Source organism: Streptomyces amritsarensis, assembly GCF_001953875.1.
GTDB classification, from domain to species: Bacteria; Actinomycetota; Actinomycetes; order Streptomycetales; family Streptomycetaceae; genus Streptomyces; species Streptomyces amritsarensis.
The window spans coordinates 1-15,173 of the sequence record NZ_MQUR01000059.1; the positions used below are offsets into that span (position 1 = coordinate 1).

General features: G+C 73.1%; 15 protein-coding genes and 1 pseudogene. 8 read left to right on the forward strand and 8 right to left on the reverse strand.

The window, feature by feature from the left end; all coding sequences use genetic code 11:
• The 3 genes and pseudogenes from AVW11_RS23055 to AVW11_RS23065 form a co-directional block, all read right to left on the reverse strand.
• Positions 1–256 (reverse strand): hypothetical protein (locus AVW11_RS23055; protein WP_143568880.1); only part of this gene is annotated, 256 nt, incomplete at its 3' end.
• Between the two features lie 182 nt (positions 257–438).
• Positions 439–933, reverse strand: a complete 495-nt coding sequence (locus AVW11_RS23060; RefSeq protein WP_030842845.1) for a DUF6328 family protein — start codon at positions 931–933, stop codon at positions 439–441.
• A gap of 86 nt (positions 934–1,019) precedes the next feature.
• Positions 1,020–1,673, reverse strand: a pseudogene (locus AVW11_RS23065) (HAD family hydrolase); the annotation flags it as partial.
• 210 nt (positions 1,674–1,883) lie between these two features.
• Here AVW11_RS23065 and AVW11_RS23070 point away from each other — a divergent pair.
• The 4 genes from AVW11_RS23070 to AVW11_RS23085 all read left to right on the forward strand — a co-directional run bounded on the left by AVW11_RS23070 (position 1,884) and on the right by AVW11_RS23085 (position 4,557).
• Entirely contained in the window at positions 1,884–2,537 is a 654-nt protein-coding gene (locus AVW11_RS23070) for a nucleotidyltransferase family protein (protein ID WP_076045651.1), read from the forward strand.
• Complete coding sequence (locus AVW11_RS23075; RefSeq protein WP_037832756.1) at positions 2,534–2,788, forward strand: hypothetical protein; 255 nt, start codon at positions 2,534–2,536, stop codon at positions 2,786–2,788. The genes AVW11_RS23070 and AVW11_RS23075 overlap by 4 nt, the downstream gene beginning before the upstream one ends.
• Positions 2,785–3,516: a metallophosphoesterase family protein gene (locus AVW11_RS23080; protein WP_076045653.1), complete on the forward strand. Its 732-nt coding sequence runs from the start codon at positions 2,785–2,787 to the stop codon at positions 3,514–3,516. Before AVW11_RS23075 ends, AVW11_RS23080 begins: the two co-directional genes overlap by 4 nt.
• A gap of 129 nt (positions 3,517–3,645) precedes the next feature.
• Positions 3,646–4,557 (forward strand): SigB/SigF/SigG family RNA polymerase sigma factor, encoded by a 912-nt coding sequence (locus AVW11_RS23085; RefSeq protein WP_060178326.1) that lies wholly within the window; start codon positions 3,646–3,648, stop codon positions 4,555–4,557.
• A 28-nt stretch (positions 4,558–4,585) separates the two neighbouring features.
• Here the strand turns inward: AVW11_RS23085 and AVW11_RS23090 are convergent, their stop codons facing one another.
• The 3 genes from AVW11_RS23090 to AVW11_RS23100 all read right to left on the reverse strand — a co-directional run bounded on the left by AVW11_RS23090 (position 4,586) and on the right by AVW11_RS23100 (position 5,973).
• A complete protein-coding gene (locus AVW11_RS23090; protein ID WP_063898492.1) occupies positions 4,586–4,984 on the reverse strand; it encodes an ATP-binding protein in 399 nt (132 codons plus the stop codon).
• A 68-nt stretch (positions 4,985–5,052) separates the two neighbouring features.
• Positions 5,053–5,421, reverse strand: a complete 369-nt coding sequence (locus tag AVW11_RS23095) for an STAS domain-containing protein (RefSeq protein WP_030842864.1) — start codon at positions 5,419–5,421, stop codon at positions 5,053–5,055.
• A 93-nt stretch (positions 5,422–5,514) separates the two neighbouring features.
• Positions 5,515–5,973, reverse strand: coding sequence for a Fur family transcriptional regulator (locus AVW11_RS23100; protein ID WP_030842867.1), 459 nt, complete (start codon positions 5,971–5,973; stop codon positions 5,515–5,517).
• Positions 5,974–6,267: 294 nt separating this feature from the next.
• Here AVW11_RS23100 and katG point away from each other — a divergent pair, with 294 nt between their 5' ends.
• Complete coding sequence (gene katG / locus AVW11_RS23105) at positions 6,268–8,499, forward strand: catalase/peroxidase HPI (RefSeq protein ID WP_076045655.1); 2,232 nt, start codon at positions 6,268–6,270, stop codon at positions 8,497–8,499.
• A gap of 73 nt (positions 8,500–8,572) precedes the next feature.
• Here the strand turns inward: katG and AVW11_RS23110 are convergent, their stop codons facing one another.
• Positions 8,573–9,913 carry a phytase gene (locus AVW11_RS23110; RefSeq protein ID WP_076045657.1) on the reverse strand — a complete coding sequence of 447 codons (1,341 nt, stop codon included), beginning with the start codon at positions 9,911–9,913 and terminating at the stop codon, positions 8,573–8,575.
• Positions 9,914–10,320: 407 nt separating this feature from the next.
• Here AVW11_RS23110 and AVW11_RS23115 point away from each other — a divergent pair, with 407 nt between their 5' ends.
• The 3 genes from AVW11_RS23115 (at position 10,321) to AVW11_RS23125 (ending at position 13,750) form a co-directional block, all read left to right on the forward strand.
• The gene (locus tag AVW11_RS23115; RefSeq protein ID WP_076045686.1) at positions 10,321–11,640 is read left to right on the forward strand and encodes an MFS transporter; all 1,320 of its coding nucleotides are present in this window, start codon (positions 10,321–10,323) and stop codon (positions 11,638–11,640) included.
• 65 nt (positions 11,641–11,705) lie between these two features.
• Complete coding sequence (locus AVW11_RS23120; RefSeq protein ID WP_030842882.1) at positions 11,706–12,380, forward strand: response regulator transcription factor; 675 nt, start codon at positions 11,706–11,708, stop codon at positions 12,378–12,380.
• Positions 12,377–13,750: a sensor histidine kinase gene (locus AVW11_RS23125; protein WP_076045659.1), complete on the forward strand. Its 1,374-nt coding sequence runs from the start codon at positions 12,377–12,379 to the stop codon at positions 13,748–13,750. The genes AVW11_RS23120 and AVW11_RS23125 overlap by 4 nt, the downstream gene beginning before the upstream one ends.
• A 126-nt stretch (positions 13,751–13,876) precedes the next feature.
• On the opposite strand, the gene AVW11_RS23130 is transcribed toward AVW11_RS23125, so the two are convergent.
• Positions 13,877–14,839: a TAXI family TRAP transporter solute-binding subunit gene (locus AVW11_RS23130; RefSeq protein ID WP_060178330.1), complete on the reverse strand. Its 963-nt coding sequence runs from the start codon at positions 14,837–14,839 to the stop codon at positions 13,877–13,879.
• Positions 14,840–15,173: the final 334 nt, after the last annotated feature.

Below are 15,173 nucleotides of genomic sequence, written 5' to 3' on the forward strand. Positions count from 1 at the left end.
GGCCGCGGTCGACCTGGGCCGCCAGTGCCCGGTAGCTGAGGCGGGTGGTGCCGTCGTCGAGGGCGGGTTCGTCGGGGTACGCCCGTACGGATGCCTCGAAGACGTCGAGGAGGGTGCGGGGCGGGGCGGCGGGGCCGGCGCGGAACCGTGCCGCCTTGCCGGGCTCCTCGTAGGGTGCCGTACCTCCGTCCGGGGTGCCGTGGGTGCTGCGGTCGTCGAGGAGAGCGAGTTCAGTGCGGTCGGGTGTGGCTGGCATCGGCCCTCGCGTGTCGTTCCGGCAATTGGTCCGGTTCATCGGCGGAGACCTGATTCACCCTGTTTGTTCCGGTCTGTCGCCGAACAACCCACCAGCCTAGTGCGGGGTCAAGAATTTTCTCGTCGAAGCTTCGGGTGTGGCCGGTTGCCGACGGTCGGCCGCTCGCCGGCGACCGGGAACTTTCACTTCTCGACCGTGTAGCGGACCCGCGCCCACAACGGCAGGGCGAACCAGCACAGCAGGTACCAGGCCACCACTCCGGCCACCAGCCACGGCACGACGGCATCGTGGGTGGCCACCCGCAGGACGAGGAAGAGCGCCGCCGTGCACGTGGCCAGCAGCAGGACGAGGCCGGCGAAGGTCAGGCGCGAGGCCCAGGCCACGGCCTCGGGCTTGATCCGGCGGCCCGAGACGACGCGGTGGAAGGCCACGGGGCCGATGAGCGCGCCCGTGGCGAGGGAGCCGAGGACGATGGTGACGATGTAGATCGTCTTGTCGGTCTGGGGAAGCTCGTGGAAGAGCGGGGTGAAAACGACGGTCAGGAGGAAGCCGAAGAGGATCTGTACGCCCGTCTGGGCGACGCGGATCTCCTGGATCAGTTCTTGCCACTGCCGGTCGGCGCGCTCCTTCTCGCTCTCGTCCCGTCCTTGGTCCCTCTGGTCGGTGGCGTCGGACATGCCGTCTCCCTGGGTTCGTGTGCGGCGGGCCGGGTGGCCCCTGACGCACGGGCCCGCGTACTGCTTCCGGCTTCCCCGGACCCGTCGGCGAAGGGACTGCCGTCGAGGCCGTCCAGGAGGTCGGCCGGATGCCGGTAGACGGCGCGGGCCCCCGCTTCCTCGAGGTCCCGCCGGGGGATCCCGCCGCTGAGCAGTCCCACCCCGACCACGCCGGCCCGCGTGGCGGCCGTCATGTCCCACACGCTGTCGCCGACGAAGACCGCGTCGGCCGCGTCCGCGCCGACGAGCCCGAGGGCGTGCACCACCGGATCGGGCGCGGGTTTGCCCTCGCTGACGTCGTCGGCGCTCGCGGTCGCCGTGATGGCGTCGTCGGCGCCGATGGCGCCCTTGAGCGCGGTCAGCTCACCGGCGCTCGCGGAGGTCACCAGGACGACCCGCCAGCCCCTGCGGTCGAGCTCGCGCAGCAGCTCGGCGGCCCGGTCGAGGCCGGGCAGCCGGTCGAAGTACGTGGCGTACAGCGTGTCGTGCCCCGCGGTGAGCCGCTCGTCCCCGCTCGTGTCGCGGCCCTCCCCCAGCAGGTGGCCGAGGAGGTCCTCGCCCGGCAGGCCGATGGCGCGGTGGATGGCGTGCATCGCCACGGTGTGGCCGCCCTGCCGCAGCGCCTCCCACCAGCAGACGACGTGCAGGTGGTTGGTGTCGGTGAGAGTCCCGTCGACGTCGAACAGTGCGGCTCGTGTCATCTTCCACCTCCATGCGGGACCGGTGCCCGGGTCCCTTTGCGGACCCCTCCAGGGCTGCGCCTCGTACGGGCGCCTACCCGCAACGCTCCCGCCCACTCGCTCCGCGTTCACCGGCCGCGGGGTTTCGGCGGCGCCGGACGGGTAAGGCGCCTGCCGTCCGGACGGGGACACCCGGCCGGGCGAGTCGGATCGAACGAGGGAGGTCCTCCCGTGAACCAGCCTGCTGTCGATACGGCCGGCGGGGCTCCTCCCCCGGAGGCCCTGAGCCCGCCCCCCATGCCCGGCGGCGCGCTCCCCAAGGACCACACCCAGGCGATCCTGGAGGTCACCAAACGCGTGGCGGCGCTGCTCAAGCAGTCCGGGCAGCCGTTCGCGCTCGCCGGCAGCGTGGCCGCGTTCGCCCACGGCGTCCCGGCCCGGTTCCAGCACGACACGGACTTCTGCATGCGGCGCGAGGATGCCGACGCGGCGATCAAGGCCCTGGAGGACGGCGGCATCGAGATGCGCGGGGCCGCCGAGGACTGGCTGGTCAAGGGCCGCACGGGAGGGGAGGAAATCGACCTGATCTTCGAACTCGCCCGCCGGCCCGTCGGGACGGAACTGCTGGAACGGGCCACCGTGAAATCGGTGGACTCCGTGTGGATGCCGGTCCTGTCCCCCACCGACCTGATGGACAGCCTGCTCGCCGCCCTGTCCGAGCACTACTGCGACTTCGGCGATCTGCTGCCGATGGCCCGGATGCTGCGCGAGCAGATCGACTGGGGCCGGCTGGACCGCGTACACCGCGACACCCCGCTGCCGGATGCCTTCCTCTACCTCCTCGATCGGTTGAACGTCATCGACCGGGGAAAGGGGACCCCATGACTTCCGTCGAGAACCTCGACTACCGCGTGGAGCACCTGCGCGACCGCCTGGCGCACGAGGACATCGCCGAGCTCGGCGTGCGGGTGGAGGCGCGCGGAGCGTGGGTGATGGTCTGGGGCGGCGTCGCCGACGCCCGGTCCCGGGCGGCCGTACTGCGGATCGCCGCGGAGGAACTGGAGGGCGTGCCCTGGCACGAGGACCTGACCGTGCAGCACGCGGGGCCTCCCGGGTCGGCGGAGGTGCTGTCGTGATCCGCATCGCCGCCGTCGGGGACATCCACCTCGGGCCGGGCAGTGCCGGCACCCTGCGGCCGGCCTTCGACACGCTGGGCGACTGCGCGGACGTGCTGCTGCTGGCGGGCGACCTCACCCGGCACGGCACCCGCGAGGAGGCCCGGGTGGTGGCCGCGGAAGTCGCCGGGCTGCCCGTGCCGGTCGTCGCCGTCCTCGGCAACCACGACTACCAGAGCGACCAGGCTGACCTCGTCACCCGCGAGCTGGCCGAGGAGGGCGTCCACGTCCTGGAGGGCGACGGCGTCACCCTCGACATCCGGGGCGTCACCGTGGGGATCGCCGGGACCAAGGGCTTCGGCGGGGGTTTCGCCGGCCGCAGCGCCGCGGAGTTCGGGGAGCCGGAGATGAAGGCCTTCATCCGCTACACCCGGGCGTGCGCGGACGGGCTCGGCCGCACCCTGAGCGAGCTGCGCACCCGGGGCAGCGGCCTGCGGGTGGCCCTCACCCACTTCTCTCCCGTCCCGGACACCCTGGCGGGCGAGCCCCTGGAGATCTATCCCTTCCTCGGCAGCTACCTGCTGGCGGAGGCCATCGACGGGGCCGGAGCCGATCTGGCGGTCCACGGGCACGCTCACCTGGGCACCGAGCACGGGATGACGGGCGGCGGGGTCCGGGTGCGCAACGTCGCCATGCCCGTCATCGACCGCGCCTTCGCCGTCTACCACCTGGCCCCGCCGCCCGGATGAGGGCCCGCGCCCACGACGTGCGGGCCGCGGGAAGGGTCAGACCGCCGCGATCGGGTATATAACCGAACGGGAAACCCACGACGGCCCTGCCGCGCCCCGCGCGGCCCCCCGACCCGTCGGAGGACACTCATGACCCCCCTTCGCGACACCCTGGACCCCGCCCATACGGGGTATCCGGTGGACACCACGGACGACACCCTCGAGATTCCCGAGAACCCCCTCGCCGTCAGCACGGACGACGCCCGGAGCCTTTCCGTGGCGCTCTTCCACCGGCTGCGCTCCCTGGCCGAGGGCACCGCGGAATACTCCTACGTCCGCAACACGCTGGTCGAGCTGAACCTCAGCCTGGTGAAGTACGCCGCCCGGCGCTTCCGCAACCGCAGCGAACCCTTCGAGGACATCGTCCAGGTGGGCACCATCGGCCTGATCAAGGCCATCAACCGGTACGACGTCGAGCGCGGGGTCGAGTTCGCCACCTTCGCCGTGCCGACCATCACGGGCGAGATGAAGCGCTTCTTCCGGGACACCAGCTGGTCCGTGAAGGTCCCCAGGCGCCTGCAGGAGCTGCGCCTGGACATGGCGAAGTGCTGCGACGCGATGGAACAGGACCTGGGCCGCCGCCCGACCGACCACGAGCTCGCGGAGCATCTGGGCGTCAGCGACGACGCCCTGGCCGAGGGCCGGCAGGCCGCCAACTGCTACGTCGCCGAATCCCTCAGCACCTCCGTCGGCCAGGACGCGGACGGCGGCGCGCTGCCGCGTTCGCTGGGCTCGGAGGAGGAGGCGTACGAGCGGATCGAGGACCTGGAGACGCTCAAGCCCCTCCTGAACGCGCTCGGTGAGCGCGACCGGCTGGTGCTGCAGCTGCGCTTCGGCGAGGAGCTCACCCAGTCGCAGATCGGCGAGCGCCTGGGCATCTCCCAGATGCACGTGTCCCGGCTGCTGAGCCGGATCATGGCCAGGCTGCGCACCGGAATGCTGGAGGACCCCCTGGAAGGCCCCGGCGACGGTGAGGGACACGAGGACGCCGGCGCTTCCTGACGGCCCCGGCGCCGGCCGGGAGCCGGCGTCACCACGACACGGACTGCGGTCCCCGGACATCCGGGGACCGCAGCGGCGAGTCGATCTCCGCCCACACGCACTTGCCGTCCGCGAGGGGCAGCGTGCCCCAGCGGCGGGCGATCCGTTCGACGATGAGCAGCCCGTACCCGCCCGGCCGGGCCGGATCCGGACGTGAGCGCGGCGTCGGGGCGACGGGGTTGCCGTCCGTGACCTCGACGCGCAGCACCTCGTCCGTGCACTCCAGGAGCAGGGCTCGGGGCCCGCCCGCGTGCAGGCAGGCGTTGGCCACGACCTCGGACACCAGCAGCAGGACGTCCTCCGCGTCGTCGCGGGCGCCCGGCATCCACTTCCAGTCGATCAGGGCATCGCGGGTGAAGTCACGGCAACGGGTGACGACGTCCGTCATCCCGGTCAGCAAGAGGCTCCGGCTCCGCCTCCGGTCGGGGGAGCGAGGCTCCATGGCGCGCTCCTCCCTCACGCGTGTCGCGGCTCGGCCAGAGCGTGCGCCACGTCGGGGTGTACGGCGAAGATCCCGTCCGCGCCCGTGATGCGGAACATGCGCGCCACGGCTGGGCTCAGCCCGGCCAGCGCGATGCTGCCGCCTTCCTCCCGGAGCGAAAGCCGGCTGTGCAGGAGTACGTTCAGGCCGGTGGAGTCGCAGAACCGGACCCCGGAGAAGTCCACGAGGAGCCTGCGCGCACCGCCCTCGACGGCGGCGGTGAGTGCGGCGCGCAAGGGTTCCGCCGTGTCGTGGTCCAGCTCACCGGTGAGCGTGAAGACCAGTACGTCGCCCTCGGTCCGCACGTCCACGGCGAATCTGTCACCGTCGGCCGGCGGGGCCATGGGGAACCACCTTCTTCCCACGTGCGCAGGTTCGTGCTGTGCCATCGTCCTGCCGACTGCCGCGCGATGCGACCGGCCGGTTCTGCACGGCACCTACCCGGGCGCGCGCACATCATTCGACGGGGCGGCCGGTGGTCCGGGGCGGGCGCAGGCCGGGCACAGGCCCCGGTAGGTGATCTCGACCGCGGAGACCGCGAATCCGAAGCGTTCCGCCGCCGGCAGCACCGCCAGCGGGTCCCCGTCGGGGCGGACGTCGCGGATGAGCCCGCAGCCGGAGCACACCAGGTGCTGGTGCGGGTGGTGCGCGTTGGGGTCGTAGCGTTTGGCGCGGCCGTCGGTGCTGACCTCGGCGACCTCGCCGAGGGCCACCAGCTCGCCCAGGGCGTTGTAGACGGTGGCCCGGGAGATCTCCGGCAGCCGCCGTGCCGCGCGGGCGTGCACCTCGTCCGCCGTCAGGTGCACGTGGTCGCCGTCGAGGACCTCGGCGACGACCCGCCGCTGGGACGTGAGGCGCCAACCGCGCCCCCGCAGCCGTTCCAGCAGGTCACTCATCTCGGCTCCCCCCGTCAGGTTCGGTGCGTGCCCGCCGTGCGCCGATCGGCTTTCCGGAATCCGATCGGATATGGGCTTGGTACTCATCTTGACTTGGATTGCGTCCATCGTAGGATCGGTTCCGTTGACAGCCAAGAGGCAGGAAGACTCCCGAGCGGCGGGAGTACGGGACGGCGACCACTCGGCGTCGAGCGACCGACGAGGCCGAGGCCCGTGCACAGGGACCCCGTGTCCCGCCTGTTCGACCGCATTCGGTCCTGAGCACCGCGATCCCCCTGGTACGGAAGGATTCCCATGTCCGAGAACCACGATGCAATCGTCACGGACGACAAGGCGCAGGGCGGGGGCGGCTGTCCCGTCGCGCACGAGCGCGCCGCGCACCCCACCCAGGGCGGTGGAAACCGCCAGTGGTGGCCCGAGCGGCTGAACCTGAAGATCCTCGCCAAGAACCCGGCGGTGGCCAATCCGCTGGGCGAGGACTTCGACTACGCCACGGCGTTCCAGAGCCTCGACCTGCCCGCGGTGAAGCGGGACATCGCGGAGGTCCTGACGACCTCCCAGGACTGGTGGCCCGCCGACTTCGGCCACTACGGCCCCTTCATGGTCCGGATGGCCTGGCACAGCGCCGGCACCTACCGCATCAGTGACGGACGCGGCGGCGCCGGCGCCGGGCAGCAGCGCTTCGCGCCCCTCAACAGCTGGCCGGACAACGGCAACCTCGACAAGGCCCGCCGACTGCTGTGGCCCGTCAAGAAGAAGTACGGCCAGAGCCTGTCGTGGGCCGACCTGATGATCCTCACCGGCAACGTCGCGCTGGAGCAGATGGGCTTCGAGACCTTCGGCTTCGGCGGCGGCCGCGCCGACGTCTGGGAGCCGGACGAGGACGTGTACTGGGGTCCCGAGACCACGTGGCTCGACGACCGGCGCTACACCGGCGACCGCGAGCTGGAGAGTCCGCTCGGCGCCGTCCAGATGGGCCTGATCTACGTCAATCCGGAGGGCCCGAACGGCAACCCGGACCCCGTCGCCGCGGCCCGCGACATCCGCGAGACGTTCCGCCGGATGGCGATGAACGACGAGGAGACGGTGGCGCTGATCGCGGGCGGCCACACCTTCGGCAAGACCCACGGCGCCGGGCCGGCCGAGAGCGTGGGCGCCGACCCCGAGGCCGCCCCGATCGAGGCGCAGGGCCTGGGCTGGGCCAACTCCTTCGGCACCGGCAAGGGCGGGGACGCCATCACCAGCGGTCTGGAGGGCATCTGGACCAACACCCCGACCACGTGGGACAACAGCTTCTTCGAGATCCTCTTCGGCTACGAGTGGGAGCAGTTCAAGAGCCCCGCCGGAGCCCACCAGTGGCGGCCCAAGGACGGCGGCGGCGCGGGCACCGTGCCCGACGCCCACGACCCGTCGAAGACGCACGCCCCGACGATGCTGACGACCGACCTGGCGCTGCGCTTCGACCCGGCCTACGAGCAGATCTCGCGGCGGTTCCTTCAGGACCCGGCCGCGTTCGCGGACGCCTTCGCCCGCGCCTGGTTCAAGCTGACCCACCGCGACATGGGCCCCGTCGTGCGCTACCTCGGCCCCGAGGTGCCGTCCGAGGAGCTGCTGTGGCAGGACCCGCTGCCCGCGGTGGACCACGAGCTCGTCGACGCCGCGGACGTCGCCTCCCTCAAGGAGCAGGTCCTCGCCTCGGACCTGTCGGTGTCGCAGCTGGTGTCCACGGCGTGGGCGTCGGCCTCGTCCTTCCGCGGCAGCGACAAGCGCGGCGGCGCCAACGGTGCCCGCGTCCGCCTGCAGCCGCAGAGCGGCTGGGAGGTCAACGAGCCGGACCAGCTGGCGGGTGTGCTGCGCGTGCTGACGGGGATCCAGGAGGCGTTCAACTCCTCCCAGGCCGGAGGCAAGCGGATCTCGCTCGCCGACCTGATCGTGCTGGCGGGCGCGGCCGCGGTCGAGCAGGGGGCCAGGGACGCCGGGTTCGACCTCCGGGTGCCGTTCACGCCGGGCCGGGTGGACGCCTCGCAGGAGCAGACGGACGTGGAGTCGTTCGCGGCCCTGGAGCCGACCGCCGACGGTTTCCGCAACTACCTCGGCAAGGGCAACCGGCTGCCGGCCGAGTACCTGCTGCTGGACCGGGCCAACCTGCTGAACCTGAGCGCGCCCGAGCTGACGGTCCTCGTCGGCGGCCTGCGCGTGCTGGGCGCCAACCACCAGCAGTCCCAGCACGGCGTGTTCACCAGGACGCCCGGTTCGCTGACCAACGACTTCTTCGTCAACCTCCTCGACCTGGGGACGGTGTGGACGGCGACGTCCCAGGACGCGAACACCTTCGAGGGCCGTGACACCGCCACCGGCGAGGTCAAGTGGACCGGCACCAGGGCCGACCTGGTCTTCGGCTCCAACTCCGAGCTCCGGGCGCTGGCGGAGGTCTACGCGAGCGACGACGCCAAGGAGAAGTTCGCCAAGGACTTCGTCGCCGCGTGGGACAAGGTGATGAACCTCGACCGGTTCGACCTCTCCTGATCACCGGTCACCGATCACCGATCAAGCGTCCGGGCCGGTCGGCACCCCACGGTGCCGGCCGGCCCGGCGCCGGTCACAGGCGTACGGCGCGCGCCAGACGGCCCAGGTCGACGAACTTGAAGTCGGTGTCGGTACGGGCTTCCCCGTCCGGGCCGGTGGTCTGCGGGGTGTTGGCCCCGTCCTGGACGACGAGGAGGCCGTTGGGGAACCTCCGCCCCAGCGGGGCGCTCATGACGGCGGCGCCGTCGCACTCCTGGGAGCCGTCGGGCGCTCCGGGCCGGTCGCCGGCGGTGATGCGGAAGCCCCGGACGTAACGGTCGCCGCGCTCGCGGTCGAAGACGGCGAAGGTGTCGTCGCCCTGGCTGGAGGCGAGCAGGTAGCCGGCGCGGCGCGGGTGCCGGGCGTCGCGCCAGATGGTCAGGCCCTCCACGTCGGCGGAGAGATGGCGGCCCCCGAAGCCGGGGTCGGCGCCCGCGTCGCACTCCTCGGTCTGCGGGTTCCAGGTGCCGGGCACCCCGAAGGAGCGGACCTTCTCGATCAGCCGGGCGGGCGAGCGCAGGTCGGCGTCCAGCTTCCAGATGCCGACGTCCTCCTGGCCCGCGTACAGGTCGCCCGTGTCCGGGTCGACGACCATGCCCTCGACCTGGGGCAGTTCGCCCGGTTCGTTGCAGGGCGTCCAGGTCCTGCCGTCGGGCAGGGGGAAGGAGGCGGGCAGCGAGGTGGTGCGGACCGTGCGGTAGCCGACCTTTCCCTGGGGGGTGGGCAGGAGTTCGGCCAGTGCGAGAGCGGTGGCGTGGCGCCGGCTGGCGACCGCGAAGGAGCGGCCGCTGCGGCGGTCGGTGTAGGCGGCCAGCCCGTAGGCGGTCCGCTGGTCGGCGACCTCGTCCGGATCTGCCGAGAAGACGAGCGGGGCGGCCGCCTCGTCGGTGACGTCGACCAGGGGGGCGCCCGTCCGCCCGGCGTCGATCCGGTAGACGCGCAGCTGGTCGCGGCCCCGGTCGGAGACGACGGCCACGTCGTGGCGGCCGTCGGGGAAGCGGAGGCCGGAGATCAGGTCGACGTTGTTGAACCGGCCGGCGGCGTCCCCTTCCCGGGGCGGCGGCGGGGCCGGCACGGACTGCACCTGGCGCCCGTCCAGGTCGTACACGCGCAGGCCGCCCTCCTTGGCGGTGGCGATGACCAGGCTGCGGTCGGGGTCCTTGGCGTTGCGCCAGATGGCGGGGTCGTCCGCGTTGGCGTTGCCGCCGGCCTCGTCGTCGAAGAGGGAGGGCGTCTCGACGGAGGCGGGCACCTGGGCCAGTGGCGGCGGGGCGCCGCGGTCCCCGTGGGCGTGCGCCGGTACGGCGATCACGCCCAGGGTTACCACGGCGGCCATGCCGACGGCCGTCGTCCGCCTTCTCGGGATCGCGCTCATCTTGCCTCCTGGTCACGGGGTCGGGGTGCGGCCGGCCGCGCAGTCGGGTCCCACGGGTGCTCCGCGGCCGGGCCGCCCCCACCGTGGGCCACCCGCGGGTGGCCGCCATGGAGCAGACATGACGTGAGCATGACTTCGCTGTGAAATCCCGTGCCGGGCCGCTTCCTTAGCGGAACGTTAGATCTGCGCGGCGGAGCTTGTCCGGGTGCGACGCGGGCCGCATGCTCTGGACACTCCCCCGCCTCCGGGGCCGTTCTCCCCTCTCCCCTCAGGGACTTCCCTCTGGAGCCGCCATGTCCCCGTCCGCCGTCGCGCCCGGATCCCGGCCCGGGTCCCAGCCCGGACGCACCCCCGGCCCGCCCGCCGCTCCGCCGGCCGGCGACGAGCGCAACAAGCGCCGCCTCGCACTGATCGGCGGTTCGCTCGGCAACCTCGTCGAGTGGTACGACTGGTTCGTCTACGCCAGTTTCGCGATCTACTTCGCCGACTCCTTCTTCCCCGGCGACAATCCGACCACCCAGCTGATGAACACCGCGGGGATCTTCGCGGTCGGCTTCCTGATGCGGCCCGTCGGCGGCTGGATCCTCGGCCGCGCCGCCGACCGGCACGGACGCAAGAGCGCGCTCACGCTCACCGTCACCATGATGTCCGTCGCCGCGCTGCTCATCGCCGTCGCCCCGACCTACGGCCAGGCCGGCTACTTCGGCGCGCTGGTGCTGCTGCTGGCCCGCCTCCTGCAGGGCATGAGCATCGGCGGAGAGTACGCCGCCAGCGCCACCTACCTGACCGAGGCCTCGGCCCGCAACCGCCGCGGCCTCGGCTCCTCCTTCCAGTACGTGTCGATGACCTGCGGCCAACTCCTGGGCCTGGGCATCCTGATCACGATGCAGCACACGCTCACCACGAACCAGTTGGAGAGCTGGGGCTGGCGGATCCCCTTCGTCCTCGGGGCGTTGTTCGCGGTGGTCGTCTTCTGGCTGCGGCGCAGGCTCCAGGAGACCGATGCCTTCCGGGAGGAGGCCGCGGCCGGCGAGGACGGGCACGACGACAGCACGCGCGGCACGCTGCGGGCCCTGTGGCAGTACCGGCGGCAGGCCGGCCTGGTCATGGCCCTGACCCTCGGCGGCACCGTGGCCTACTACACCTACACCACCTACCTGACCAAGTACCTGGTCGGCAGCGCGGGCATGGAGAAGACCACCGCCACCCTGGTCAGCTTCACCGCCCTGACCGTCTTCGCCGTGCTCCAGCCCTTCGCCGGCATGCTGTCGGACCGGATCGGCCGCCGCCCCCTGCTGATCACGTTCGCGGTGGGCTGCACCGTCGGCACGTACCCGATCATGACCGCCCTGGGGTCGGCGTCCTCGTACTGGTCCGCTCTCGGCCTCTCGCTCCTCGCCTTGGTGATCATCACCGGTTACACGTCCATCAACGCGGCGGTCAAGGCCGAACTGTTCCCCACCCGGGTGCGCGCCCTGGGCGTGGCCCTGCCGTACGCCGTCGCCAACGCGCTCTTCGGCGGCACCGCGGAGTACGTGGCGCTCTGGTTCAAGAACAGCGGTCACGAGACCATGTTCTTCTGGTACGTCTCCGGGTGCGCGCTGATCTCCCTCGTGACGTACGTGCTCATGCCGGACACGCGCGACGCGGCCCTCAGCCGCGCCGAGGCCGATGCCGACGCCGACCGGGGGGATTCGGCCGCGGCGCCGGCCGAAGCCGTGCGCTGAACGGCGCCGGTAGCCTGGGGCGGCGGCAGCGCGCGCCGCGCACCCCGCCGTGATGGAGGCCTTGCATGCACGCGCTCCTCGTCGAGGACGACGACAGGATGGCGCAGGCCCTCGGCACCGCCCTCGCCCAGCGCGGGCACACCGTCCGCCGCGTCGCACGGGCCCAGGACGCGCTGCGCCACACCCGCGAGGCCGAGTTCGTCCTGCTCGACCTGGGGCTGCCCGACCTGGACGGGATCGAGCTGCTGCGGCGGCTGCGGACCGTGTGCGGCGTCCCGCTGATCGTGGTCACCGCCCGCTGCGAGGAACGCGACGTCGTGCAGGGCCTGCGGGCCGGCGCCGACGACTACGTCGTCAAACCGTTCCGGATGGCCGAGCTGATGGCCCGGATCGACACCGTCCGGCGCCGTACGGACGCACGCGCCGACCGCGACGCCCCGGCCGCGGCCGCGGTACGCCGCGGGGACGTGGAGGTGGACCTGGCGGGGCGCACCGTCACCGTCGCGGGCGACCGGGTGCGGCTGACGCGGCGCGAGTTCGACGTCCTCGCCCTCCTGGCGGCCCGGCCCGACGAGGTGCACTCCCGCGCGGAGATCCTGGACCGGATCTGGGGCGACGCCTTCCTCGCCGCCTCACGCTCGCTGGACGTCCACGTGGCCGGGATCCGCGCCAAGACCGGCCGTTCCGGGATCGTGCGCACCGTCCGCGGCTACGGCTACCAGCTCGGCGGGGAACGGTGAGGCGCAGGCTCCTCGCCGTGCTGACGGTGCTCATGGGGGTCGCGGCGCTGCTCCTGTGCCTGCCCCTGGCCGAGGGGTACGCGCGCGGGCGGACCGAGCACCTGCTGCTCCAGCGGCGCTCGGAGGCCGTACGCTTCGCCGATCTCGCGGAGCGGATGCGCACCGAGGCCGACCGGGCCGAGCTGTCGGCCGAGATCGGCCGCTACGCCGACCTGTACGGAGCGGGCGTCGTGGTCGTCGACACGGCGGGTTCGACCCTGATGCGGGCCGGAGCCGCGCCCGGCGCCGGGGCGCGGGAGGCGCGCGGACGCGCCCTGACCGGCCGTTCCACCGATCTGCTGCCGACCCTGCGCCCCTGGGGCCCGGGCGAGGTCGTACTCGCCGAGCCCGTGGGCCGCGACGAGCGGGTCAGCGGAGCGGTGCTGCTGGCGGTCCCCACCGATGCCGCCCGCCGGGACGTCACGGTCCGCTGGTCGCTCATCGCCGCCGGGGCGCTCGCCTCGTTCGCGGCGGCCGCCCTGGTCGCCGCGGGGATCGCCCGCTGGCTGATGCGTCCGGTCATGGACCTGGACCGGGCGGTGGAGCGGCTGGCGGCCGGCAGCCTCCAGGCCCGGGCGGGCTCGGACAGCGGGCCTCCCGAACTGCGCCGGCTGCGGCAGCATTTCAACACCATGGCCGAGGCCGTCTCCGACTCGATCGGCCGTCAGCGCGACTTCGTCGCCGACGCCTCCCACCAGCTGCGCAATCCGCTGGCCACGCTGGTGCTGCGACTGGAGAACGTCGAGCCGCACGTCACCCCCGGACCGGGCCTCGCCGAGCACGCCCGCGCCCTGGACGAGGCGGAGCGCCTGGAGGAACTGCTCGACGGCCTGCTGGCCCTGGCACGTGTCGAATCCGGCGCGGCCGAGCTGACCGGGCAGGACGTGTCGCGGGCGGTACGGGACCGGGTCGCGGCCTGGCTCCCGGTGTTCCGCGCGGCGGGGCTGGAGCTCACGGCCGTCGGCGTCCCGGACGGCCTGCGGGCCCACGCTTTGCCCGACGCGGCGGGCCGGATCCTGGACGCGCTCCTGGACAACGCGGTCAAGTTCGTACCGCGCGGCGGACGCGTCCAGGTCGCAGCCGCGCGCCAGGCGGACGGAAGCACGGTCGTCCGGGTCGCGGACGACGGCCCGGGCGTGCCGGAGGACGAGGTGGAGCTGCTGCTGCGGCGGTTCACCCGCTCGCCCGCGCACCAGAACGTCCCCGGCAGCGGGCTGGGGCTGGCCATCGCCGACGAGATCGCCCGCATCAGCGGCGGCACCCTCGGCCTCACCGCGAACACGCCGCACGGCCTGGCGGCGCACCTCCTCCTCCCGCCGGCACGGCCCTGACGGCAGCGGCTGGGCGGCCGCTGCGCCGTGGAGCGGGCCGCGCACGCCGCCCTGCGCGGCCGAACAGGATCGACCACGTGCGCCGGCATGCCGCGGGACCTCGGTCGCCGGCGTCCGGGACGGCCTTCAGCCGTACACGGAGCGGTAGTGGGCGACCGCGCCCGGGTGGAGGGGGACCCGGCCGGTGGAGATGGCGAAGCGCGGCTCCAGGCGGGCGCCCGCCGTCACCTCCCGCAGGAGGTCGCGCCACCGGTCGAAGACCACCCGCAGCAGGTCCCGTACAACCCCGTCTGCCACGTCCTCGCGGGCCAGGAGGTAGTTGCCGACGCCGATGGTGCCCACCGGTTCCGTCAGTCCGTACACCCCGGCCGGCAGGGTGACCGCCGTGTAGACGGGGGCGTGGCGCGCCCGCAGCGGGCCCGCGTAGGCGTCCAGCGGCAGGAACCGCAGGGGCAGCTCGCGCGCCAGCGCGGCCAGGGCCGGTGTGGGCACGCCCCCGGACCAGAACAGCGCGTCGACCGAGCCGTCGCGCAGCGCCGCCACCGACGCGGCGAGGCCCAGCGGGCGTTCGCCGGCCGGGGCGCGGGCACCGGCCGGGTCGGCCGCCCGCAGGATGCGCCGGGCGACCACGCGTACCCCGGATCCCGTCGCACCGGCGGCCACCGGGCGGCCGGCGAGGTCCGCCACCGCGCCCACCGGCCCGTCGGCCGGGACGACGAGGTGCGTGTAGTTGACGTAGACGCGGGCCAGTGCCGCCACCGCGGCCGGCCGGGGGAAGGAGTCGCGGCCCAGTACGGCGTCCTCGGCGGCGTCCGCCATGGCCAGGGCCAGCTCCGCGGAGCCCTCGTCCAGGCGGCGCAGGTTGTCCACGCTCGCGGCGGTGCTCACGGGGATGATCTCCAGCGGCAGATCGCTCGCGCCGACGGCCAGTGCCAGGGCTTTGCCGAAGGCGTTGTACGGGCCACCTTCGGGGCCCGTCGCGAGCCGCAGCCGGCGTACGGGGCCGGAGCCCGCCGAGCATCCGCCGAGCGATGCCGTGGCGGCGGCGAACCCGGCGCCCAGTACGGCGCGGCGCGACGGTCCGTCCAACTGTCGGCCTCCGCAAGTGTCGTCGGGTGAGCGGGGTGGCCCACCATGATGCGGCACGCGTGTCGGCGCCGACACGCGCGGCCGTCCGCCCGATCACGCTCCGGTCCTCGCCGCGCTCGATCGTGAAGACCTGATGAACGCTCACCATACGGAGTCCGACGGCGGCAGCGGGAGGGGCCGGGACGGACAAGTGCCAGGTCGGCGCGGCCGCGGCAACCTCCCCGCCGGGGAAAGATGCCCAGGTCAACTGGTCTGTCCGACAGGTGAGTTACTACCCAGAAGACATGGAAGGTCGCTCAGAGTTCGGGTACCTTCCATCACGTCGCCGCCACAC

What these genes read in the sequence shown, in the direction of transcription:
- AVW11_RS23060 (WP_030842845.1), bottom strand. Translation starts at nt 933, where the DNA reads ATGTCCGACGCCACCGACCAGAGGGACCAAGGACGGGACGAGAGCGAG.
- AVW11_RS23075 (WP_037832756.1), top strand. Translation starts at nt 2,534, where the DNA reads ATGACTTCCGTCGAGAACCTCGACTACCGCGTGGAGCACCTGCGCGAC.
- AVW11_RS23085 (WP_060178326.1), top strand. Translation starts at nt 3,646, where the DNA reads ATGACCCCCCTTCGCGACACCCTGGACCCCGCCCATACGGGGTATCCG.
- AVW11_RS23090 (WP_063898492.1), bottom strand. Translation starts at nt 4,984, where the DNA reads ATGACGGACGTCGTCACCCGTTGCCGTGACTTCACCCGCGATGCCCTG.
- AVW11_RS23095 (WP_030842864.1), bottom strand. Translation starts at nt 5,421, where the DNA reads ATGGCCCCGCCGGCCGACGGTGACAGATTCGCCGTGGACGTGCGGACC.
- AVW11_RS23100 (WP_030842867.1), bottom strand. Translation starts at nt 5,973, where the DNA reads ATGAGTGACCTGCTGGAACGGCTGCGGGGGCGCGGTTGGCGCCTCACG.
- katG (WP_076045655.1), top strand. Translation starts at nt 6,268, where the DNA reads ATGTCCGAGAACCACGATGCAATCGTCACGGACGACAAGGCGCAGGGC.
- AVW11_RS23110 (WP_076045657.1), bottom strand. Translation starts at nt 9,913, where the DNA reads ATGAGCGCGATCCCGAGAAGGCGGACGACGGCCGTCGGCATGGCCGCC.
- AVW11_RS23120 (WP_030842882.1), top strand. Translation starts at nt 11,706, where the DNA reads ATGCACGCGCTCCTCGTCGAGGACGACGACAGGATGGCGCAGGCCCTC.